This window comes from Pseudomonas sp. GW822-FHT02D10 (assembly GCF_058802345.1).
Map to the genome: position 1 here is coordinate 25,982 of NZ_JBXAOB010000016.1, position 21,916 is coordinate 47,897.

At 59.2% G+C, this 21,916-nt stretch carries 15 protein-coding genes and 2 tRNA genes; 4 read left to right on the plus strand and 13 right to left on the minus strand.

Features of this window, described 5'->3' with window-relative positions; genetic code table 11:
* Positions 1-182: 182 nt before the first annotated feature.
* Both AC1RPZ_RS22010 and azu read right to left on the minus strand, forming a co-directional pair.
* Positions 183-2,420: a hypothetical protein gene (locus AC1RPZ_RS22010; protein WP_493139374.1), complete on the minus strand. Its 2,238-nt coding sequence runs from the start codon at positions 2,418-2,420 to the stop codon at positions 183-185.
* Positions 2,421-2,644: 224 nt separating this feature from the next.
* On the minus strand, positions 2,645-3,091 hold the full coding sequence (gene azu / locus AC1RPZ_RS22015; RefSeq protein WP_493139376.1) for an azurin: 447 nt from the start codon (positions 3,089-3,091) through the stop codon (positions 2,645-2,647).
* A gap of 342 nt (positions 3,092-3,433) precedes the next feature.
* On the opposite strand from azu, the gene AC1RPZ_RS22020 reads away from it, so the two are divergent.
* Together AC1RPZ_RS22020 and AC1RPZ_RS22025 are read left to right on the plus strand one after the other, a co-directional pair.
* Positions 3,434-4,021, plus strand: coding sequence for a cytokinin riboside 5'-monophosphate phosphoribohydrolase (locus AC1RPZ_RS22020; RefSeq protein ID WP_493139377.1), 588 nt, complete (start codon positions 3,434-3,436; stop codon positions 4,019-4,021).
* A 68-nt stretch (positions 4,022-4,089) separates the two neighbouring features.
* Positions 4,090-4,281, plus strand: a complete 192-nt coding sequence (locus tag AC1RPZ_RS22025; protein ID WP_262112802.1) for a hypothetical protein — start codon at positions 4,090-4,092, stop codon at positions 4,279-4,281.
* Between the two features lie 178 nt (positions 4,282-4,459).
* Here AC1RPZ_RS22025 and AC1RPZ_RS22030 read toward each other — a convergent pair whose 3' ends face one another.
* From AC1RPZ_RS22030 to rnr, 11 genes are all read right to left on the minus strand, one after another.
* On the minus strand, positions 4,460-5,356 hold the full coding sequence (locus AC1RPZ_RS22030; RefSeq protein WP_493139378.1) for a transglutaminase family protein: 897 nt from the start codon (positions 5,354-5,356) through the stop codon (positions 4,460-4,462).
* Positions 5,356-7,842: a circularly permuted type 2 ATP-grasp protein gene (locus AC1RPZ_RS22035; RefSeq protein ID WP_493139380.1), complete on the minus strand. Its 2,487-nt coding sequence runs from the start codon at positions 7,840-7,842 to the stop codon at positions 5,356-5,358. Before AC1RPZ_RS22035 ends, AC1RPZ_RS22030 begins: the two co-directional genes overlap by 1 nt.
* 88 nt (positions 7,843-7,930) lie before the next feature.
* A complete protein-coding gene (locus AC1RPZ_RS22040; RefSeq protein WP_493139382.1) occupies positions 7,931-11,206 on the minus strand; it encodes a transglutaminase family protein in 3,276 nt (1,091 codons plus the stop codon).
* Between the two features lie 306 nt (positions 11,207-11,512).
* Positions 11,513-13,816: a YgiQ family radical SAM protein gene (locus AC1RPZ_RS22045; RefSeq protein ID WP_493139384.1), complete on the minus strand. Its 2,304-nt coding sequence runs from the start codon at positions 13,814-13,816 to the stop codon at positions 11,513-11,515.
* A 102-nt stretch (positions 13,817-13,918) separates the two neighbouring features.
* Complete coding sequence (dnaB, locus tag AC1RPZ_RS22050; RefSeq protein ID WP_493139386.1) at positions 13,919-15,313, minus strand: replicative DNA helicase; 1,395 nt, start codon at positions 15,311-15,313, stop codon at positions 13,919-13,921.
* 137 nt (positions 15,314-15,450) lie between these two features.
* Entirely contained in the window at positions 15,451-15,897 is a 447-nt protein-coding gene (gene rplI, locus AC1RPZ_RS22055; protein ID WP_008157007.1) for a 50S ribosomal protein L9, read from the minus strand.
* 19 nt (positions 15,898-15,916) lie between these two features.
* Positions 15,917-16,810, minus strand: coding sequence for a hypothetical protein (locus AC1RPZ_RS22060; RefSeq protein ID WP_493139389.1), 894 nt, complete (start codon positions 16,808-16,810; stop codon positions 15,917-15,919).
* A 36-nt stretch (positions 16,811-16,846) separates the two neighbouring features.
* Positions 16,847-17,077 carry a 30S ribosomal protein S18 gene (gene rpsR, locus AC1RPZ_RS22065; RefSeq protein ID WP_002551829.1) on the minus strand — a complete coding sequence of 77 codons (231 nt, stop codon included), beginning with the start codon at positions 17,075-17,077 and terminating at the stop codon, positions 16,847-16,849.
* Between the two features lie 28 nt (positions 17,078-17,105).
* A complete protein-coding gene (gene rpsF / locus AC1RPZ_RS22070; RefSeq protein ID WP_493139391.1) occupies positions 17,106-17,528 on the minus strand; it encodes a 30S ribosomal protein S6 in 423 nt (140 codons plus the stop codon).
* 316 nt (positions 17,529-17,844) lie between these two features.
* Positions 17,845-18,612, minus strand: a complete 768-nt coding sequence (rlmB, locus tag AC1RPZ_RS22075; RefSeq protein ID WP_347903638.1) for a 23S rRNA (guanosine(2251)-2'-O)-methyltransferase RlmB — start codon at positions 18,610-18,612, stop codon at positions 17,845-17,847.
* Positions 18,609-21,239 carry a ribonuclease R gene (rnr, locus tag AC1RPZ_RS22080; RefSeq protein ID WP_493139394.1) on the minus strand — a complete coding sequence of 877 codons (2,631 nt, stop codon included), beginning with the start codon at positions 21,237-21,239 and terminating at the stop codon, positions 18,609-18,611. Before rnr ends, rlmB begins: the two co-directional genes overlap by 4 nt.
* Positions 21,240-21,464: 225 nt before the next feature.
* On the opposite strand from rnr, the gene AC1RPZ_RS22085 reads away from it, so the two are divergent.
* Positions 21,465-21,551 (plus strand) — tRNA-Leu (locus tag AC1RPZ_RS22085).
* A gap of 165 nt (positions 21,552-21,716) precedes the next feature.
* Positions 21,717-21,803 (plus strand) — tRNA-Leu (locus AC1RPZ_RS22090).
* Positions 21,804-21,916 lie beyond the last annotated feature (113 nt).

A 21,916-nucleotide genomic window follows, 5' to 3' on the forward strand; every position in this document is an offset into this window, starting at 1 on the left:
AGGGTGGCGGTGGTTTCCGACCAGCGGCAATACGCGTTTGATGGTCAGATACACGTGGCGATCGTCATGGGTAAGCTCCTTCTCAGAGGTGTCGCCGCAACGTCAGCGGCAGTGTTGGCGCTTATCGAACACCCGGCTCCGATGCGCTGACCACTGTCAGCGCATACCGGATCAACACCCCATCACTTCGTCGGCGCGACCTTACGCACTCGATAGAGATTTGACTTCGGCGAGCCCTCGGCCGGCGCGGAGACTACGTAGTGATATTCTCTGGGCTCCCCTGTGGCGTGTTGCGTGTACTGCCATTTACCTTCTGCATTGACAGTGACAGGGGTTTTCACGTCGCTGAGAAGCTCATGAAGGGTGAGCGTCCCACTGACAGGTCCTTCCCCCCATACCGTAAACGCCTGTTCAGAGGTCTCTCCGTATGGCGGGATGAGCGTCGTGCCTGCAAGGTCAGTTGCCCGCTCGATGATGGGTGTTCCAACTGCGAATACCGCCAGTGGCCAAAGCATCGGCGGTTCTGCGTCGGGGGCACTCAGCGCGAAATGATAGTAATGCGCCGTCAAACCGCTCAGGAGAGTATTCCAGTATCCGTTTCGATCAGATTCAAACGTCTTCAGCACCGTAAAAACATCATAAACCGTGACGTTCGTGGAGGACCGGGTCGTACCGTAAACGGTGATGGTGTCGGACGTGGTGGCACCTGCACGAGGGATTACCTTGCGCTGAGGGCCTTTGGAAGCGGTGATGGCAAGTTTTCCGTCAGAGGGTCCCGTTTTTCTGATAACCGTCCAGGTTTCCGATATCAATCCGCTGGCAACGCCTTTCACCGTCAGATCCTGTTCTTCCAGATCCAGACCGGTCAGGTCGTATTCCAGATCACCCAACGAATCCGCAGTTTCTTCACCCTTTGGGACGCCATTGACAAAAAATTCGACTTTTTCGTTCGCGCCCGCCTTGATGTGCAGTTTCGCCGACGCACTGAGGATTGTGGTGTATTTGGGAACCTCGTTTCCCCCAGCGTCCTTGACTGAATTGATGGCCGGTTTCTCCGTCGAAACTGCCTCCACAGTAACGGTCCAATCATCCGACTTTGCCCCATCGACACCCTGCTCTACAGCTGTGAACACATACTTTTTTGGAGACAAGACCTGCGTGTCGAACTCCCACGCCGTCCCCGTCACCGTGGCCTCACCCAGATTATTTTCGCCTTCATAAATATCGACTTTTTGACCGGCAGCAACTGTGCCTTTGAGTTTCAACGGCGTTTTGGTGGTCGTGCCGGGATTGGTGAGTGGCGTGCCATCGGCGTCCGTCACTTCGCCAATCGTGGGTTTCTCCACCTCCACCGCCTCCACGGTAACGATCCAGGTGTCTGATTCCTGCCCACCGACCCCCTGTTCTTTGGCCTTGAGCACATACTCTTTTGGAGACAAGACCTGCGTGCCGAACTCCCACGCTGTCTCCGTCACCGTGGCCTCACCCAGCTTATTTTCGCCTTCATAAATATCGACTTTTTTACCGGCAGCTACCGTGCCTTTGAGCTTCAACGGCGTTTTGGTGGTTGTGCCGGGATTGGTGAGTGGCGTGCCATCGGCGTCCGTCACTTCGCCAATCGTGGGTTTCACCACCGCAGCAGGAGTTTTAACGATATAGCTTCGCACCATTGAGCCGTGCGCCTTGCTCTCGTCATCAACCTGATCAAACGCAACCTTGTACTCAAGCGTCAGGTTCGATTCATTGGCCAGTTCCTTCAGCTCACTGTAAGGAACTGGCATCTCGATATAGCCCAGGGTGATCCAGTCCTGATCGACTTGCCCCTTGAACAGCGCTTTATCGTAGTCAGAGCCATCCGCCTTCTTGCCCTTCAGCACGATCCAGCACCATTGCCCGACGGCCATCAGCGGCCAGTTCTCAATGCGCACCGTGCGGTCTTCGGTGTCGGTGGTCAGATCCAGCTCGGCCCCATTGCCGCCGTCCTGAGCTTCAAGTATCCGGCCTTTCTCCAGCGCCTCCGCAGGCAGGTCGAGTACGTTCAATTCGAGTGCGTCGGACATGACCGGCGTTTCACCATCGCGGTTGACGGTGTATTCCACATTGATCTTTTGGCCCAGATTAAACGCGACGACCTTTGGTTCCAGATTCAAGGTTCTGAGAGTTGGCGGTCCAAATTGCAACTCAGGACTTTCGTACGAACCGCGCGATTCGACGGGATTCCAGCCCGTGAGTTTGACAAAGAACTTGTCGCTCTCCTCCAACCCTTGCTCCAACCGTTTTATTTCTGCGGTCAGCCGGTTGGTGGTGTGAACCGTCATCGGGTCCAGGTCGATATTATTCGGCGCCTGCCTGATTTTCGGTGCTTCAAGAGGCGTCGGAATGGCAGCGCGTGTTTTGGGAGCGGTTTCCTGAGCAGTCATGAGCAATCTCCATCTCGCAAGAGTCGCCGCGACGTGAGCGGCAGGGCTGACGCTCATCTAACACCTGGCCCCGATGGGCTGACCACTGTCAGAAATAACAGGTAGGCAGTGGTTTCCGACCAGCGGTAGGGATGGTCTCGCCAGGACACTCAGCGGATTTTTCTCGCGCACAAACAAAAAAACGCCCCTGAGGGGCGTTTTTCATTTCAGCCAGGGCTGCCTGATCACTTCAGGACAACGGCGCCTTTCATCATCGAGTTGTGGCCCGGGAACGAGCAGAAGAACTGGTAACTTTCGCCAGCGGTCAGCTTCGACACGTCGAAAGTCACCGAGTCTTTCTCGCCGGCACCGATGATTTTGGTGTGGGCGATGATGCGAGTGTCACCTTCTTTCAGGTAATTCTTGTCGATGCCGGCGGCCATGCCGTCGCCAGCGATGCCAGCCATGTCTGCGGTCTTGCTCAGTACCCAGTTATGGCCCATGACGTTCTTCGGCATGCTGCCGGAGTGGGTCAGGTTGACGGTGAAGGTTTTGCAGCTCTTGTCGATGGTGATCTCCTTCGTGGTGAAGGACATCTGATCGGTGGAGTCGACATCGACCTTGCACTCTGCAGCCATCAATTGGCTGCTGGCCAGTGTCAGCAGGGATACCGCAACGAGTTTGGCAAACATGGTGAATCTCCAAGGCAGGGTTAACAAAATCCGTAGGGCATAAAGACTGCCTGAAATTTCTGCAAGTGCCTATGACCTGAATCAAGAATTGTATACAACTTTCGGGCTATGACATTGATCGAAACAATTAACCGGCCAGACCTCTGGTGCGCACCTATGATCGGTTTGTCATCCCATACTGGAGCGCCGGTCATGTTCTTCAATAGCCTGTTGTGCAGTTTGCTCGCCGCCTACGCCTGTGGCGCCAGCGGCACCTATGAAGAAGCACGCGACGAGGATTAACCCTTGGAACGCCCAAGATCAGCCATTAATCTGGCGCTATCACTGACCATGGAGTAAGGCATGTCTTTAGCGTCTGTTTGTGTATTTTGCGGCGCCAGCACCGGCACTGACCCGGCGTATAGGGAAGCCGCGATCGCCCTCGGCCAGGCGCTGGCCCGGCGTAAGCTGACGCTGGTGTATGGCGGCGGTGCTGTCGGCTTGATGGGCATCGTGGCCGATGCGGCGCTGGCGGCCGGTGGCGAAGTGATCGGGATCATCCCCGAAAGCCTGAAAAACTCGGAAATCGGCCACAACGGCCTGACGCGCCTGGAAGTGGTCGACGGCATGCACGCACGCAAGGCGCGCATGGCCGAGCTGAGCGACGCGTTTATCGCTCTGCCCGGCGGCCTCGGCACGTTTGAAGAGCTGTTCGAAGTCTGGACCTGGGGCCAGCTCGGCTACCACGGCAAACCGCTGGGGTTGCTGGAAGTGAACGGTTTCTACAGCAAGCTCACTGCATTTCTTGATCACGTCGTCGGCGAAGGCTTCGTTCGCGAGCATCACCGTGACATGCTGCAAATGAGCGAATCGCCGCAGGATCTGCTGAATGCACTGGATGCCTGGCAACCGGTGGTAGCACCAAAATGGGCCGGGCAAAAACCCAGCTAACCCTTGCCCCCGGTTTAAAGGCAGAATACGCGCCGCTCAACCTCACCTTCGACCCCAGAGGATCGCCCATGGCTAAACCTAATTACTCCTTCGCCAAACGTCAGAGAGACTTGGCCAAGGAGCAGAAGAAAGAGGAAAAGCTTCAGCGCAAGAAAGCTACAGCTGAAGAAGAAGCAGCAGCACTGAACCCGGAAGCAGAAGGTGAAGTGGCCGCAGAAGATGCTGTTGAAGCACCGAAAGATCAGGCGCCCGACGCCTGAGACCCACAGGGTTTGATGTTCTGATCAAACCCACCGGATCTGTGTCCAGGGTCGGCAGTCATGCTGCCGACCCTCACAGGCCTAAGCACCTCTTAACAACAGAATCAAAAGATCGCAGCCTGCGGCAGCTCCTACGCCGGGTGCATTCTTCTGTAGGAGCTGCCGCAGGCTGCGATCTTTAATGTTCATCCAGTGGCATGACGGTCACCCGTACTTCCGGGTCATGGCTACCGCCGCCCAGTATCACTCCGCGCAATGGCGACACATCGGAAAAGTCCCGGCCCCAGGCCAAGGTGATGTGCTCCAGTGCCGGTTGCACGTTGTTGGTCGGATCGAAATCAACCCAGCCCAGCACCGGGCAAAATACTGAAACCCAGGCGTGGGACGCATCGGCGCCGATCAACCGTGGCTGCCCCGGTGGTGGCTGGGTCAGCAGGTAGCCGCTGACATAACGCGCCGCGAGCCCCCGGGAACGCAAGCAGGCAAGCATCAGGTGCGCAAAGTCCTGACAGACCCCACGCCGACGCTCCAGCACTTCCACCAGCGGCGTCGCGACCTGGGTCGCCTCGGCGTCGAAGGTGAATTCGCTGAAGATCTTTTCCATCAACGCCTGAACCCCCAGCATCAATGGACGGCCCAGCGGAAAACAGCTTTCGGAGAACTCGACGAAGCTGCTCTTCAAGTGCACATACGGTGACTCAAACCGATAACGACAGGCTTCCAGAAGCTCAGCAGCAATCGGCTGACTGCTATAGGTCAATGCGCTGCGAGTCATGTCCCAGGCCGGCGATTGATTGAAATCGCAAAACGGCCGGGGCAGCACTTCGACCGTCAGCCGGGCATTGACCAGCAATTCGTCGTGGGGCCTTTCGAAGGCCAGTCGGGTCAGCGGATTGCCGAACACGTCCAGCTCATCGCGGCGCGAAGTCGGCTCTGGGCTGATCTGCAATTGCTGCTCGGTACAGCGCTGCCAGGCGCAGTACCGTGGCCACAAATGGGCGAGCTGCTGGGCCAGGGACACCGGGCTGTCGTAGTGATAATGGGTGTCGTGGAGAATCTGGTAATGGGCGCTCATCAGACGGACACCGTGCGCTGGCTGACATCATCGACATGGGCAAAATGCCGCAACGCGAGGCGATCAGACACCTGATTACTGACATCGGCGATTTCTTGCAGCAAATCCGCCAATCCATCGAGGGCTGCGCGGACGCTGGTTTCGCCGAACAACGCGTTCTCCAGACAACTGAGATCGAATCGCGCCAGACGCTCTAGCAACGAAGGCAACGCCCTATCGCGCGGCGCACCAAAGTCGTTGTTCAAGCGCTTGAGGGTGCGGGTCACCAGCTTCAGCTGGAACAGCACCGCATGAGGGTTCTGCTCATCGAGCAGCAACACATCGAGTACCGGAATCAATTGCGCCACCGCCAAGTAGCGGGAACGGTAGGTGATGCTGCTGTTGCCCAGCTCCAACAGCCATTCCAGCCCGGCTTGATCAAACGCCCCGGCACCACGCAGGAAGGCTGCCAGGCTACTGCTGAGAAACTGCAACCGCTCGATCCGCCGACCGATCATCAAGAAGCGCCAGCCTTCGTCGCGAGTCATGTCGTCCAGCGCAAAACCCGACAGCGCTGCAAGTGACATCACCAGACGGTTGAGGAAATCCAGCAGCTCACCAAAATCCGGCTCTTCGGTTTCCAGCTCTGCGGCTTCGCGTTGCAACTCCACCAGCGCTTGCCAGTTCTCTCGCGAGAGTTTGCCGCGCACCTGGGACGCCGCCCACTGCAAGCGCTGCAGGTTGGAACGCAGACTGAACACCCAGTCATCACCGAGCAATGCCGCCAGCAAACGCTCGGGCAATTCACCTTCGTCGGGCAGCAGCATCAGGCTTTCGCCGAGATCGACCGCAGCCTGCAAGGCTTGCGGATCATCGCCATCGACGTAGCGCGTGAGTATGATCCGCAGCAGCCGCGCGCTGTCGTCGCAGCGTTCGCAATATCGACCGAACCAGAACAGGTTCTCGACCACCCGTGACGGCAAGTACGGATCGCGCCGCACCAGATCGTGCACGCCGATAGTCCGCTGGGCTTTCCATTGCTCACCGATTGGCGCGCGCTCGCCCAACACCCAGGTGTCCTTGCTCGCGCCACCGCGCTGCATCGACACCACTTCGGCATCCGCCTCGGCTGCGACCCGGGTCAAGCCGCCGGGCAGTACCCGATAGCCGTCGTGACTGGCCACCGCGTAAACGCGCATGCCGATGGCCCGAGGCTGCAACTGGCCGTCTTCGGCCTGCCAGATCGGCGCCTGGGACAGCTGCGCCAGTTCTTGCGCGACATAGGCATAAGGCCGTGCCTGCATACGCTCGGCGAGACTTTGGCGCTGTTTTTCACCCAAGTCACGGCCAAACACCGGGGCAAAACTTTGCGAAGGAAACGCCGGTTTGATCAGCAGCTCAGGCAGTTTTTCCAGGGCCTGCGCCAGCACTGGCCGTTCGCCGCACCACCAGGTGGCAATGGACGGCAGGATCAGTTCTTCGCCGAACAGAAATTGATTGATCTTCGGCAGAAAGCCCAACAGCCCTGGCGACTCCAGCACACCGCTGCCCAAGGCATTGGCCACCAGCACCCGCCCCTGTCGCACCGCTTCAAGCAGACCCGGTACGCCGAGCGCCGAGTCGGTGCGCAGCTCCAGCGGATCGCAGAAATCATCGTCGAGCCGCCGCATGATCGCGTGGACCCGACGCAAACCGCTGAGGGTTTTCAAGTAAACCGTGGCATCGCGTACCGTCAGATCGCCGCCTTCAACCAGTGGATAACCCAGTTGGCGAGCCAGATACAGGTGCTCGAAATAGCTTTCGTTGAAGCGCCCCGGCGTCAGCAACACCACCAGCGGCACTTCATCAGCGCTCGGTGCCTGACGCGCCAGGGTTTCCTGCAAGGTGCGGAAGAACCCGGCCAGGTGTTGCACCTGCAAATCGCGGTACAACTCGGGAAAGGCCCGCGACACGATGGTGCGGTTTTCCAGCGCGTAACCGGCACCCGACGGCGCTTGAGTCCGGTCCGCCGTCACCCACCAACGCCCATCGGGGGTGCGCGCCAGATCCACTGCATACAAATGCAGAAAAGCCCCGTCCGGCGGTTGAATGCCCTGACAGGGCCAGAGGAAGTTGTTGTGACCGAACACCAGTTCTGCTGGCAGCAGGCCTTCGGCAATCAAGCGCTGCGGGCCATACAGATCCGCCAGCACTGCATTGAGCAGGCGCGCACGCTGGGCGATCCCGGCTGATAACTGCTGCCACTCATCGGCCGCAATCACATGGGGCAGCAGGTCCAGTTCCCACGGACGATCAGCGCCTTTCGGGTCCGCGTAAACGTTGTAGGTGACGCCGTTTTCCTGAATCTGCCGTGCCAGCAAGGCTTGCCGCTGCACCAGCTGCGCCGGCGTGCTGCGTTGCAACTGATCGAACAGCCGTCGCCAGTGCGGGCGCACGGCCCCGTTTTCGTCGAGCAGCTCATGATAGGTGCCCGCCGTGAGCGGGTAACGGTCAAGCAGGTCAGGCATGGAAAGCTCGGCAGCCAGCAATGAAAAGTCAGATTAACGCAGACGCCTGACGCCCGGATATGCGAAATATCCGGGCGTCGTGTCTGACTCAGAAACGTCGTAAATCGAGGGTCATCGGCAGTTCGTCGTTGATGATCAGCGTTGGCACCGGCAACGTTCCCGGGCTGTGGCCGAGACGGAAGAAACGCGCCATCCGCCGACTCTCGGCCTCATTGGCGTTCACCGGCAGGCTGTCGTAGTTGCGTCCGCCCGGATGCGCGACGTGGTACTGACAACCGCCCAGCGAGCGCTGCATCCAAGTATCGAGCAGATCGAACACCAGCGGCGCGTGCACCGGAATGGTCGGTTGCAGACAGTTCGCCGGTTGCCAGGCGCGAAAACGCACGCCGGCGACAAACTCGCCCACCCGCCCGGTCGGTTGCAGCGGCACCGGGATGCCGTTGCACGTCAGCACGTAACGCTGCGGCGCCAAGCCTGTGAGCTTGACCTGCAAACGCTCCAGCGACGAATCGACATAGCGCACCGTGCCGCCGGCCGAGCCCTCCTCTCCCAGCACATGCCAGGGCTCCAGCGCCTGACGCAGTTCCAGTTCGATGCCGCTGACCGCGTAATCACCGACCTTGGGAAAACGGAACTCCAGATGCGCGGCAAACCACTCGGCGCGCAGCGCATAACCGGCCGCGTTGAGGTCGACGATCACATCGGCGAAGTCCTGCTCGATAAAATGCGGCAGCAGGAAACGGTCATGCAATTCAGTCCCCCAACGTGCCAGCTTGGCCGGCGCATACGGCTCGCGCCAGAACCGCGCCACCAGCGCCCGCAGCAACAATTGCTGGGCCAGGCTCATGCGTGCATGAGGCGGCATTTCGAAGGCGCGCAACTCCAACAGACCAAGGCGACCGGTGGCGCCGTCCGGGAAATAGAGTTTGTCGATACAGAACTCGGCGCGGTGGGTGTTGCCCGTGACGTCGATCAGCAAGTTGCGCAGCAAGCGGTCCACCAGCCACGGTGCGCATTCCTCATCGGGTTCGGGCATCTGCGCAAAGGCGATTTCCAGTTCGTACAACGCATCGTTGCGTGCTTCGTCCACACGCGGCGCCTGGGACGTCGGGCCGATGAACAGACCGGAAAACAGGTAAGACAGCGACGGGTGGTTATGCCAGTAGCTGATCAGGCTGCGCAGCAGATCCGGCCGGCGCAGAAACGGTGAGTCGGCCGGGGTCGCGCCACCGAGTACGAAATGGTTACCGCCGCCAGTGCCTGTGTGCCGACCGTCGATCATGAATTTTTCGGTGGTCAGCCGGGTCTGCCGCGCCTCTTCATAGAGGAATTCGGTGCGCTCGACCAGCTCGTCCCAACTGGCGGACGGCTGCACGTTGACTTCGATGACGCCGGGATCTGGAGTAATGCGGAAGTTGCTCAGGCGTGGGTCGCTCGGCGGCTCATAGCCTTCCAGAAGCACCGGGCAACGCAACTCCTCGGCAGTGGCTTCGATGGCGCTGACGAGCTCGAGGTAATCCTCGACGCGCTCCAGCGGCGGCATGAACAAATACAAACGCCCTTCCCGAGCCTCAGCGCAGAACGCGGTGCGGGTCAGCCAATCAGCGGACTCGTCGATTTTCGGCACACGCTCATCGGCGGCGGCCGGCTCGCCATGCGCCTGCAACCGGGCCGCGTCGGGCAACTCCGGCAAATCCTGATTCGGATCGACCGGGTGAACGAACGGGTACTCCGCCGCCGTCACCCACGGTTGCGAGGCCAGCGGCAAGCGATAGCCCAGTGGCGAATCTCCCGGCACCAGTCGGCAATGGCTGTCACGCAGATACCAGCGGCCGCTCTGCCATTGATCCCCCTTGGCGGTGCGGGCCAGTGGCAGCACCTGACCAATCACTTTATCCAGCCCTTGGCTGAAAACCTTGTGCAGGCGGGCGCGCTCAAGTTCATCGCCCAGCCGTGAGTCTTCAGCGCTGACGTTGACCGGCAACGCGCCTTCGCGCCAGAGGTAGTAAAGGTTGTCTTCGTAGGCTGGAAATACAAAGCGAGTAGGCAGTTTCAAACGCTCGGCGACACTCGCCAGAAAACGCCCGGCCAATTTGCCATCGGCGCCGTAGTCTTCCTGCTCATCGGCAATCAACGCGCTGTTATTCCAGATCGGCACACCATCTCGACGCCAGTAGCAGTTCAGCGACCAGCGCGGCAGTTGCTCGCCGGGGTACCACTTACCCTGGCCAAAATGCACCAGCCCCTTGGGCGCGTAATGTTTGCGCATGCGCTGGAACAGCTCGGCGGACAGCCGCCGCTTGTCCGGCCCCAGCGCTGCGGTATTCCACTCGGCACCGTCCGGGTCGTCGATGGACACGAACGTCGGCTCGCCGCCCATGGTCAGGCGCACATCGCCCTCTTGCAGGTCGGCGTCGATCTGCCGGCCTAGCGCCTGGATAGCCAGCCACTGGTCTTCGGTGTAGGGCTTGGTGACTCTTGGGGCCTCCCAAATCCGCTCGACCGACATTTCGTGGCTGAATTCGCACTCGCACGGTTCGACCAGCCCGCTGATCGGCGCCGCCGAGGACGGATCGGGGCTACAGGCCAACGGAATATGTCCTTCACCGGCAAACAGCCCGGAAGTGGCGTCCAGGCCGATCCAGCCCGCGCCGGGCAGGTAAACCTCGCACCAGGCGTGCAGGTCGGTGAAGTCCACTTCAGTGCCGGAAGGACCGTCGAGGCTTTTCACGTCAGCGGTAAGTTGAATCAGGTAACCGGAGACAAATCGCGCCGCCAGCCCGAGGTTACGCAGCAGTTGCACCAGCAGCCAGGCCGAGTCACGGCAGGAGCCCGACGCGTGTTCCAGAGTGTATTCCGGGGTTTGAACACCCGGCTCCATGCGAATCAGGTAGCCGATGTCTTCGCTCAGGCGCTGGTTGAGGGCCACCAGAAAATCCACGGCGGGCAGCGGCGTACGCTCAATGCCGTCAAGGTAAGCCTTGAACTTTGGCGTCAGCGGCAGGGTTTCCAGGTACGGCGCCAGCTCACGCTGTTCGTCGGCGGCATAAGCGAAGGGGATTTTTTCCGCGTAGGGCTCAAGGAAGAAGTCGAACGGGTTGAACACCGCCATCTCGGCCAGCAGATCGACTTCGATCCGCAGCTCCGTGGTGTTCTCAGGAAACACCAACCGCGCCAGGTAATTGCCCTGCGGGTCTTGTTGCCAGTTGATGAAGTGTTGCTCAGGCAACACTTTCAACCCATAGGAAAGAATCCGCGTGCGGCTGTGGGCTGCCGGGCGCAGGCGAACAATCTGCGGACCGAGCTCGACGGCGCGGTCGTAGCGGTAATGCGTGACATGGTGCAATGCGACATGGATCGACACGGCGTGCCTCCTGCGAGCCTTAAGCGTATTGGAAAGCGCGCAAGACTTATGCCAGCCGGCATACCCGACGCTTTCTGCGTTTGCTTAGCGCAGTACAGCACCAAAACCGCGCAATGCGGAATTTGCTGTGATGAAGGTTGCACAGAAATGTGGCGGGGCCGTGAAAAGATCGCAGCCTGCGGCAGCTCCTACGCCGGGATATGCGTTTCCCCGTAGGAGCTGCCGCAGGCTGCGATCTTTTGATCTTGATCCACGACGCAAAACGCCAGCCCGAAGGCTGGCGTTTTGTTAACAGGCAAACACCGCTTAACGCGGCACTACCGGCTTGCGCGCAGGCTTGGGCCCTTTACCTTTGGCGGCGTCCTTGCGTTCCTTGGCGGCTTGTTGGTTGCGGGCGAACGCCGCGGCCTTGGCCTGTTCACGCTTGTCCCACGGGTTACCGCCATCGCTGGCACGCGGCGGCAAGCCGGTGTGTTGCGTAAGGATTTTGGTGGTCTTTTCCCCAGCCACTTTATGGCTACCGGCTGGCGTCGAGTTCTTGCGACGGGCGCTCTGGTAGCTGTCGGTGGCCGGCTGGTGCAGCGGGATCAACTGGTTCTTGCCCGGCCCGATCAGGTCGGCACGGCCCATGCGGATCAGCGCTTCACGCAGCATCGGCCAGCCTTTCGGGTCGTGGTAACGCAAGAACGCCTTGTGCAGACGACGCTGCTCTTCGCTCTTGACGATGGTCACGGCGTCGCTCTTGTAAGTGACCTTGCGCAGCGGGTTCTTGCCCGAGTGGTACATGGCGGTGGCGGTGGCCATCGGCGACGGGTAGAACGCCTGCACCTGGTCCGCGCGGAAACCGTTGCCCTTGAGCCACAGGGCCAGGTTCATCATGTCTTCGTCGGTGGTGCCGGGGTGGGCAGCGATGAAGTACGGAATCAGGTACTGCTCTTTCCCGGCTTCCTTGGAGTACTTCTCGAACATCCGCTTGAACTTGTCATAGCTGCCGATGCCCGGCTTCATCATCTGGTTGAGCGGACCTTCCTCGGTGTGTTCCGGGGCGATCTTCAGGTAACCACCGACGTGGTGGGTCACCAGCTCCTTCACGTATTCCGGCGACTCGACCGCGAGGTCGTAACGCAGGCCAGACGCGATCAGGATCTTCTTCACACCCGGCAAGGCACGGGCGCTGCGATACAACTGAATCAACGACGAGTGGTCGGTGTTCAGGTTCGGGCAAATGCCGGGGAACACGCACGACGGCTTGCGGCACGCGGATTCGATTTCCGGGCTCTTGCAGGCGATGCGATACATGTTCGCGGTCGGGCCGCCGAGGTCGGAAATGACGCCGGTGAAGCCTGGGACCTTGTCGCGGATCTCTTCGATCTCGCGAATGATCGATTCTTCGGAACGGTTCTGGATGATCCGGCCTTCGTGCTCGGTGATCGAGCAGAAGGTACAGCCGCCGAAGCAGCCGCGCATGATGTTCACCGAGAAACGGATCATGTCGTAGGCTGGGATCTTCTCCTTGCCATACGCCGGGTGCGGAATACGTGCGTAAGGCATGCCAAACACGTAGTCCATCTCTTCGGTGGTCATCGGAATCGGCGGCGGGTTGAACCAGACATCGACTTCGCCGTGCTTCTGGACCAGCGCGCGGGCGTTGCCCGGGTTGGTTTCCAGGTGCAGCACGCGGTTGGCGTGGGCGTACAGAACGGCGTCGCCACGGACTTTTTCTACCGATGGCAGACGGATCACGGTCTTGTCACGAGTCATCCGCGGGCTCGCCAGGATTTGTACGACCTTGGCTTCTTCCGGGTCTTCAACCGGACCCTTTTCCTGCTCGATAGCGCAAGCCTGGGTGTCCTGGGTGTTGACGTACGGGTTGATGATCTTGTCGATCTTGCCCGGACGGTCGATGCGCGTGGAGTCGACTTCGTACCAGCCTTGCGGCGTGTCACGACGAATGAACGCGGTGCCGCGCACGTCGGTGATGTCTTCGATCTTGTGACCGTAGGACAGACGCTGAGCGACTTCGACAATCGCTCGCTCGGCGTTGCCATACAGCAGAATGTCGGCGCAGGCATCGATCAGGATTGAGTTGCGTACCCGGTCCTGCCAGTAATCGTAGTGCGCGATGCGGCGCAGGGAAGCTTCGATGCCACCGAGGACAATCGGCACATTCTTGTAGGCTTCCTTGCAGCGCTGGCTGTAAACCAGGCTGGCGCGATCCGGACGTTTGCCCGCCAGGCCACCGGGGGTGTAGGCGTCATCGGAACGGATTTTCTTGTCGGCGGTGTAGCGGTTGATCATCGAGTCCATGTTCCCGGCCGCGACACCGAAGAACAGGTTCGGCTCGCCGAGCTTCATGAAGTCGTCTTTGGACTGCCAGTTTGGCTGCGCAATGATCCCGACGCGAAAGCCCTGGGACTCCAGCAGCCGGCCGATGATTGCCATGCCAAACGACGGGTGGTCGACGTAGGCATCACCGGTGACGATGATGATGTCGCAGGAATCCCAGCCGAGCTGATCCATCTCCTCCCTGCTCATTGGCAGGAATGGCGCGGGACCGAAACATTCGGCCCAGTACTTGGGATAGTCAAATAACGGCTTGGCTGCTTGCATGTCGATAACCGGTGTTGGCTTTCATTGAATTTCGCGGGCGCGGAATATAGCACAAAAATTAACCAATTCCGACGGCCATGGTCGGAATTAGATACGACGCGATTACTCGTCGTCGAAGTTATAGCTGCCCGGCGCGAGGTTTTCGAAGCGGGTGTACTTGCCGATGAACGCCAGGCGCGTGGTGCCGATCGGGCCGTTCCGCTGCTTGCCGATGATGATCTCGGCAATGCCTTTGTGTTCGGTTTCCGGGTGATACACCTCATCACGGTAGACGAACATGATGACGTCGGCGTCCTGCTCGATCGCTCCGGATTCCCGCAAGTCGGAGTTGATCGGGCGCTTGTTCGGACGTTGCTCCAGGGATCGGTTTAGCTGCGACAGTGCCACTACCGGGCAGTTGAATTCCTTGGCCAAAGCCTTCAACGAACGAGAAATCTCGGAAATCTCGTTGGTCCGGTTGTCACCACCAGAGCCTGGAATCTGCATCAACTGGAGGTAGTCGATCATGATCAAGCCAACTTCGCCATGCTCACGCACCAGTCGACGAGTCCGCGCACGCATTTCCGACGGACTGATACCCGCCGTATCGTCGATGAACAGTTTGCGATCGTTGAGCAGGTTGACCGCCGACGTCAGGCGCGGCCAATCGTCGTCTTCCAGACGACCGGCCCGGACCTTGGTCTGATCGATCCGGCCCAGCGACGACAACATACGCATGATCAACGATTCGCCTGGCATTTCCAGCGAGTAGACCAGCACGCATTTGTCGCTGCGCAGCACGGCGTTTTCCACCAGGTTCATCGCAAAGGTGGTTTTACCCATCGATGGACGGCCGGCGACGATGATCAAGTCGGACGGTTGCAGACCGCTGGTCTTCTCGTCGAGGTCGGTGTAACCGGTGGACAGGCCGGTAATAGCGTTATCGGTATTGAACAGGGTATCGATGCGATCGATGGCCTTGGTCAGCAGGTCGTTGACGCTCACCGGCCCGCCGGTTTTCGGCCGCGCTTCGGCAATCTGGAAGATCTGCCGTTCGGCTTCGTCGAGAATCTCTTCAGCCGTGCGGCCTTCCGGACTGAAGGCGCTGTCGGCAATCTCGGTGGCGATGCCAATCAGTTGGCGCAAGGTCGCCCGCGCACGGACGATCTGCGCATAGGCCTTGATGTTGGCAACCGACGGCGTGTTTTTCGCCAGTTCGCCAAGATAACCGAGGCCACCGACTTGCGAGGTCTGACCTTCCTTGTCCAATTGCTCAGCCAGGGTCACGACGTCGATCGGCGAGTTCTGATCGGCCAGCTTGGCGATCGCACGGAAGATCAGGCGGTGGTCATGTCGATAGAAATCACCGTCCGAGACCTGATCGAGCACGCGTTCCCAAGCGTTGTTGTCCAGCATCAGACCACCGAGCACGGCCTGTTCGGCCTCGATGGAATGCGGCGGCACTTTCAGCGCGGCGGTTTGCAGATCGTATTGCTCAGGAGCGGAGATATCGTTCATGGCCACTTGGTTTCTTTAGAAAAAGCAGGGTTTGTAGAAAATCAGAAACTGCAGAAAGACAAAGGGCACGACCTGTAAACAGGATCGTGCCCGATGTTACCGGCAAGCACCCAAGGGTGCCAGCCGACAAGTGCTGCTTAAGCTGCTACCACGACAACGCGTACGGTGGCTTCAACTTCAGCGTGCAGGTGCACGGCTACGTCGAATTCGCCTACGTTGCGGATGGTGCCGTTCGGCAGACGAACTTCGCTTTTTGCAACTTCAACGCCAGAGGCGGTCAGTGCATCAGCGATGTCGTGGGTACCGATCGAACCGAACAGCTTGCCTTCGTCACCGGCGGTGGCAGTGATAGTCACTTCCAGCTCAGCCAGTTGGGCAGCGCGGTTTTCAGCCGAAGTTTTACGGTCTGCTGCGGCTTTTTCCAGCTCAGCGCGACGCTCTTCGAACGCAGCCAGGTTGGCAGCGGTCGCAGCGGTAGCTTTGCCGTAAGGCAGCAGGTAGTTACGACCGTAACCAGCCTTAACGTTCACTTTGTCACCCAGGTTGCCCAGGTTGGTGACTTTTTCCAGAAGGATCAGTTGCATGTGAAAATCCTCTTAACTTTTAACCTTCACCGTTCGCGCTATCGACGTCTTTCGGCGTCAAACGACCGCGAAAATCAATCAGGCTGTCGACAATGGCCAGGACCACCAGCAACGGATAGATCAGCTGCATAAACAGCAACAGCGTTACGTACAACCCCACCAGCCAAAATTTGGCCAGTCGCTTTTCAGCCACCAGCCCATGAATCAGGGCCAGCCCGGCGAACACCAGCGGTACGCTGCACAACGGCGTCAACATGGCCATCCGGGAACCGAAGTTCGGCCCCAGAAGCATGCACGCCAGCAGCAACATCGCCGGCCCCAGCGGGATTCGGATGGCGCGAAACTCGCGACCAAAACCACCAGGGTTGTACAACAACGCCTGCCAGTAGCGCCCGACAATCAGGCTCAGCACACTGACGATTTGCAACAAGGCCGCTATCAGGCCAGTCAGGACCGGGGCAATCAGGGCGGCGAGACGCGCTCGCTCCTCTACCGACAATTGCTGGTAGAGGTCACCGAGGGCCAGCGGCAGGATCTTTACCAGTTCCTGCGCCAGCATCTCGATCTGAGGGCGGTAAACCGCACCCAGCACCACTGAAAACACCAATCCCATCGCTATGCTGACCAGCAGCACGCGGTTCCAGGACTCACTTGCGCGCAAAACCAACGCAAGGCCCGAAGACCCCAGCAGCACCATGAGTGCGCGTGGATCATCGGAATACATAAACCAGAGCAATGCCGGCAGTATTCCCAGAGCAAGAACGCCAAGGGCGTCCTTCAATCCGCGCCGCAGCAGCACAAGGCTCCCGGCGGCAGCACCCAACCAGTACAACAACGGCAATGCCGCGCATCCAGCCACTACGAGAGTGGCCTGCATACGACCGCGCATGATGAACTCAGCTATGGCGCGCATGCATTCAATCCTTTGCTACGTGTCGACTGCCCGGTCTCAGCGGCCGTGGCTGTCGGTGTAGGCCAGCAGGGCCAGGAAGCGGGCGCGCTTGATAGCGGTGGCCAGCTGACGCTGATAACGAGCTTTGGTACCGGTGATGCGGCTTGGAACGATTTTGCCGGTCTCGGATACGTAAGCTTTCAGAGTGTTGAGATCTTTGTAATCGATCTCTTTCACGTCTTCAGCGGTGAAGCGGCAGAATTTACGACGACGGAAGAAACGTGCCATGTAATAGGCTCCTCAAAAGGTCCGTGGATTACTCGTCAGCGTTATCGCTGGCGTCGCTGTCATCACTGTCAACGCTTTCAGCGCCTTCGTGCTCAGGACGGTCGCGACGCTCACGGCGCTCACTGCGGTTTTCTTCAGCCTTGAGCATCTCGGATTGGCCGGTAACGGCTTCTTCGCGACGGATGACCAGGTTACGGATCACTGCATCGTTGTAGCGGAAGTTGTCTTCCAGCTCGGCCAGGGCCTTGCCGGTGCACTCAACGTTCAGCATCACGTAGTGAGCCTTGTGAACATTGTTGATTGCGTAGGCCAGTTGACGACGGCCCCAATCTTCCAGACGGTGGATTTTGCCGCCGTCTTCTTCGATCAGCTTGGTGTAACGCTCAACCATGCCGCCGACTTGCTCGCTTTGATCCGGGTGGACCAAAAAGATGATTTCGTAATGACGCATGAATGCTCCTTACGGGTTGTAGCCTGCCGCTCAAAAGCGGTCAGACAAGGAGTGAATGACACTTATGGACTTGCCGGCGATAGACACATGCGTGCCTGCCGTCACAGCAAGGGGCGCAATTGTAGAGAAGGGACTGAAGAGGTGCAAGGCAATTGGTGATTATTTGAACAGTTCGTTCATACCAACAATCTTTGCCCTGACAGAAGCCATTGTGGGAGCGAGCTTGCTCGCGATGAGGGCGCAACATTCAATATTTATGCTGAATGTTACACCGCTATCGCGAGCAAGCTCGCTCCCACAGGGAATTTGCAGCAGATCAGGACTTCTTGGCGGTTCCGGCGGCTTTTACGCCGCGCTGACGCAGGGCCTCGAACAGACAGACTCCGGTCGCCACGGAAACGTTGAGGCTGCTGACGCTACCGGCCATCGGCAAGCGCACCAGATAGTCGCAAAGATCGCGAGTCAGGCGGCGCATCCCGCTACCCTCCGCGCCCATGATCAGGATGGTCGGGCCAGTCAGGTCCTGCTGATACAGATCCTGCTCAGCCTCCCCCGCCGTGCCGACGACCCACAAGCCACGCTGCTTGAGTTTTTCCAGGGTGCGCGCCAGGTTGGTCACGGCCACCAACGGAATCACTTCCGCCGCGCCGCAAGCGACTTTACGTACAGTCGGCGTCAGGGTAGCTGACTTGTCCTTCGGAACGATCACTGCCAGCGCACCGGCCGCATCGGCCGAACGCAGGCAAGCACCGAGGTTGTGCGGATCGGTTACGCCGTCGAGCACCAACAACAGTGGCGCACCCTCGGTACGGTCGAGCAGCTCGTCGAGCATGGCCTCGCCCCAGACCTGGCTTGGACTCACGTCCGCCACCACGCCTTGGTGCACGCCTTCAACCCAGGCATCCAGTTCACGACGCTCGGCCTGACCGACCGCAACGCGGTTTTCGTTGGCCAGCTCGATCAGCGTCTGAACGCGCGGATCACTGCGGCCTTCGGCCAGCCAGATCTGCTTGACGCGTTTCGGGTGATGACGCAGCAACGCTTCTACGGCATGCACGCCGTAGATTTTTTCCAACTGACTCATGACTTGGCCTTAGGTTTACGCGCCCCGCCGCTTTTGGCTGGAGCCGAGCCCGCTTTTGGCGGGCCTTTACGGTGTTTACTCGGTTTAGCTGGTTTGCCGCCGGAAGCCTTTTCAGGCGCCGACCGTCCGGCCTTTCCCCCAGACGCCGCTTTACCGCCGCTCTTCGCTTCGGCCAGCAACGCCTGCTTCATTTCACGACTTTTGCGTACTTCGGCATTTTTTGCCGCGGCATCGCTTGGGCGGTAGGCCTCAGGAGCCTTCTCCTTCACGGAGCCACGACGACCGGTTTTTGCCGGCACAGGTTCAGCAGCCGTCTTGGCAGCAGGCGCCGAGGTTTCTGTACCACGCTTCTTGCGGCCAATCGGCGCGCTGATGGTTTTTTCGGCCATCTCGAAGTCGATCTTGCGCTCGTCCAGGTCAACCCGCATCACGCGCACTTCGACGGTATCGCCGAGGCGGAAGCTGCGGCCGGTACGCTCACCGGCCAGGCGGTGATGCACAGGGTCGAAGTGGTAGTAGTCGCCCGGCAAAGCGGTCACGTGGACCAGACCTTCGACGTAGATGTCCGTCAGCTCGACGAACAGACCAAAACCGGTGACGGCGGTAATCACACCCGGGAACGATTCGCCCACGCGATCTTTCATGAACTCGCACTTGAGCCAGTTCACCACGTCACGGGTCGCTTCATCGGCACGGCGCTCGCTCATCGAGCACTGCTCGCCGAGCTGTTCCAGCGCCGCTTCGTCGTAAGGATAGATGCGCGCTTTCGGAATGCTCATCGCCCCGGCACGACGCACGTGTGGCGTGTCTTGCCTGGAGTGGATGACGCTGCGAATCGCCCGGTGCGTGAGCAAGTCCGGGTAGCGGCGAATCGGCGAGGTGAAGTGGGTATAGGCTTCGTAATTCAGGCCGAAGTGGCCCTGGTTATCCGCGCTGTACACCGCCTGGCTCAACGAACGCAGCATGACGGTCTGGATCAGGTGGAAATCCGGACGATCCTTGATCCCGGCCAGCAGCGCCTGATAGTCCTTCGGCGACGGACCGTCCTTGCCTTTGTGCAGGGACAGGCCGAGCTCGCCAAGGAACGCGCGGAGTTTTTCCAGGCGCTCTGGTGGCGGACCATCGTGAACCCGGTACAACGCAGGGATTTCGTGCTTCTTCAGGAACTCAGCGGTGGCCACGTTGGCCGCCAGCATGCATTCCTCGATCAGTTTGTGCGCATCGTTGCGCACGGTCGGACGGATTTCGGCAATCTTGCGCTCGGAACCGAAGATGATTCGGGTTTCCTGCGTTTCGAAATCGATCGCGCCACGCACATGACGGGCCGCCAGCAACACCTTGTACAGCGAGTAGAGCTGCTTGAGGTGCGGCACCACGTCGGTGTATTCGCCACGCAACTGCCGGGCTTCGGTGGTTTTCGGCTGTTCCAGCATCGCGCTGACCTTGTTGTAGGTCAGCCGGGCGTGGGAGTGAATCACCGCTTCGTAGAAGCAGTAGTCGGTCATCTCACCGGTTTTGGAGATGGTCATCTCGCACACCATGGCCAGGCGATCGACATGCGGATTCAGCGAGCACAGGCCATTGGACAGCTGCTCTGGCAGCATCGGCACGACGCGCTCAGGGAAGTACACCGAGTTGCCGCGAACCTGAGATTCGTTATCCAGCGCCGAACCGATCTTCACGTAGCTGGAAACGTCGGCAATCGCCACGTACAACTTCCAGCCACCGGAGAACAGCCGCAGCTTGCCCGGTTTCGCTTCGCAATAGACCGCGTCATCGAAGTCGCGAGCATCTTCGCCGTCGATGGTGACGAACGGCAGATGACGCAGGTCGATGCGTTTCTCTTTGTCTTTCTCTTCGACTTCCGGCTTGAGCTTGGCAGCTTCCTTGAGCACCGCCTCAGGCCAGACGTGAGGAATGTCGTAGGTACGCAGGGCAATATCGATTTCCATGCCCGGTGCCATGTAGTTACCGACCACCTCCACCACATCGCCTTGCGGCTGGAAGCGTGGCGTCGGCCAGTGCGTAATCTTCACTTCAACGAATTGGCCGATATTGGCGTTGGCGTTACGACCTGGAGTCACCAGCACTTCCTGCTGGATCTTCGGGTTATCCGCAACCACAAAGCCGATGCCGCCTTCTTCGAAGTAACGACCGACGATGCTCTCGTGAGCACGAGACACCACTTCGACGATCACGCCTTCGCGGCGACCACGACGGTCCAGACCGGAAACCCGTGCCAGTGCACGGTCGCCGTCGAACACCAGGCGCATTTGCGCCGGGCTCATGAACAGATCGTCACTGCCGTCGTCCGGGATCAGGAAGCCGAAGCCGTCACGGTGACCGCTGATGCGGCCCAGGATCAGGTCGAGCTTGTCGACCGGCGCGTAAGTGCCGCGGCGGGTATAGATCAGTTGAGCGTCGCGCTCCATGGCGCGCAGGCGGCGGCGCAGGGCTTCGATCTGGTCTTCTGTGGTCAGACCAAACTCTTCGACCAACTGCTCGCGGTTAGCAGGCGAACCCCGATCAGCAAGGTGCTGAAGGATCAGTTCGCGGCTAGGAATAGGGTTTTCATATTTTTCCGCTTCACGAGCGGCCTCGGGATCGAGGGACTGCCAATCGGCCATTAGAGAGTTTTCACCTTGTCTATATGCGGGTTAGTTTGGCATAGGCGTAATGAAACGGGAAATTTCAGGCTCTTGGAGGCCCTAAAAGCTCCTTCCTCCGCCTGGAAAGACAGCATTGAGCGCCGCTCGTAAAATTTTCCAGGTTTTTTTGATATCAGGGGTTTACAGTTAAAAGGACGCTCCGTATAGTGCGCGCCATCGACGACGCAGACGCATGTCGATACTGCCCAGATGGTGAAATTGGTAGACACGCCAGCTTCAGGTGCTGGTGACCGCAAGGTCGTGGAAGTTCGAGTCTTCTTCTGGGCACCAATTTCGAGCTTGAGATTAGATCAATTTCAAGTCTCACACAAAAACCCGCGAAAGCGGGTTTTTGCATTCTAAGCATTTGATTTATTAAAACCAAATCAGGGGTTTACAGATCAAAACGCTATCCGTATAGTGCGCCACATCAACAGCGGCAACGCTGCTGATATTGCCCAGATGGTGAAATTGGTAGACACGCCAGCTTCAGGTGCTGGTGACCGCAAGGTCGTGGAAGTTCGAGTCTTCTTCTGGGCACCAATTCAAAGTTCAAGGTCAACGATCTTGAATCTCTCAAAAACCCGCGAAAGCGGGTTTTTGCGTTTCCGGCCTTCGATAATCTCCTGCCGCTGACACCGTCATCGCGAGCAGGC

Excerpts from the sequence above, each read along its gene's own strand:
- AC1RPZ_RS22010 (WP_493139374.1), bottom strand. The coding sequence starts at position 2,420 with ATGACTGCTCAGGAAACCGCTCCCAAAACACGCGCTGCCATTCCGACG.
- azu (WP_493139376.1), bottom strand. The coding sequence starts at position 3,091 with ATGTTTGCCAAACTCGTTGCGGTATCCCTGCTGACACTGGCCAGCAGC.
- AC1RPZ_RS22020 (WP_493139377.1), top strand. The coding sequence starts at position 3,434 with ATGTCTTTAGCGTCTGTTTGTGTATTTTGCGGCGCCAGCACCGGCACT.
- AC1RPZ_RS22025 (WP_262112802.1), top strand. The coding sequence starts at position 4,090 with ATGGCTAAACCTAATTACTCCTTCGCCAAACGTCAGAGAGACTTGGCC.
- AC1RPZ_RS22030 (WP_493139378.1), bottom strand. The coding sequence starts at position 5,356 with ATGAGCGCCCATTACCAGATTCTCCACGACACCCATTATCACTACGAC.
- AC1RPZ_RS22035 (WP_493139380.1), bottom strand. The coding sequence starts at position 7,842 with ATGCCTGACCTGCTTGACCGTTACCCGCTCACGGCGGGCACCTATCAT.
- AC1RPZ_RS22045 (WP_493139384.1), bottom strand. The coding sequence starts at position 13,816 with ATGCAAGCAGCCAAGCCGTTATTTGACTATCCCAAGTACTGGGCCGAA.
- dnaB (WP_493139386.1), bottom strand. The coding sequence starts at position 15,313 with ATGAACGATATCTCCGCTCCTGAGCAATACGATCTGCAAACCGCCGCG.
- rplI (WP_008157007.1), bottom strand. The coding sequence starts at position 15,897 with ATGCAACTGATCCTTCTGGAAAAAGTCACCAACCTGGGCAACCTGGGT.
- AC1RPZ_RS22060 (WP_493139389.1), bottom strand. The coding sequence starts at position 16,810 with ATGCGCGCCATAGCTGAGTTCATCATGCGCGGTCGTATGCAGGCCACT.
- rpsR (WP_002551829.1), bottom strand. The coding sequence starts at position 17,077 with ATGGCACGTTTCTTCCGTCGTCGTAAATTCTGCCGCTTCACCGCTGAA.
- rpsF (WP_493139391.1), bottom strand. The coding sequence starts at position 17,528 with ATGCGTCATTACGAAATCATCTTTTTGGTCCACCCGGATCAAAGCGAG.
- rlmB (WP_347903638.1), bottom strand. The coding sequence starts at position 18,612 with ATGAGTCAGTTGGAAAAAATCTACGGCGTGCATGCCGTAGAAGCGTTG.
- rnr (WP_493139394.1), bottom strand. The coding sequence starts at position 21,239 with ATGGCCGATTGGCAGTCCCTCGATCCCGAGGCCGCTCGTGAAGCGGAA.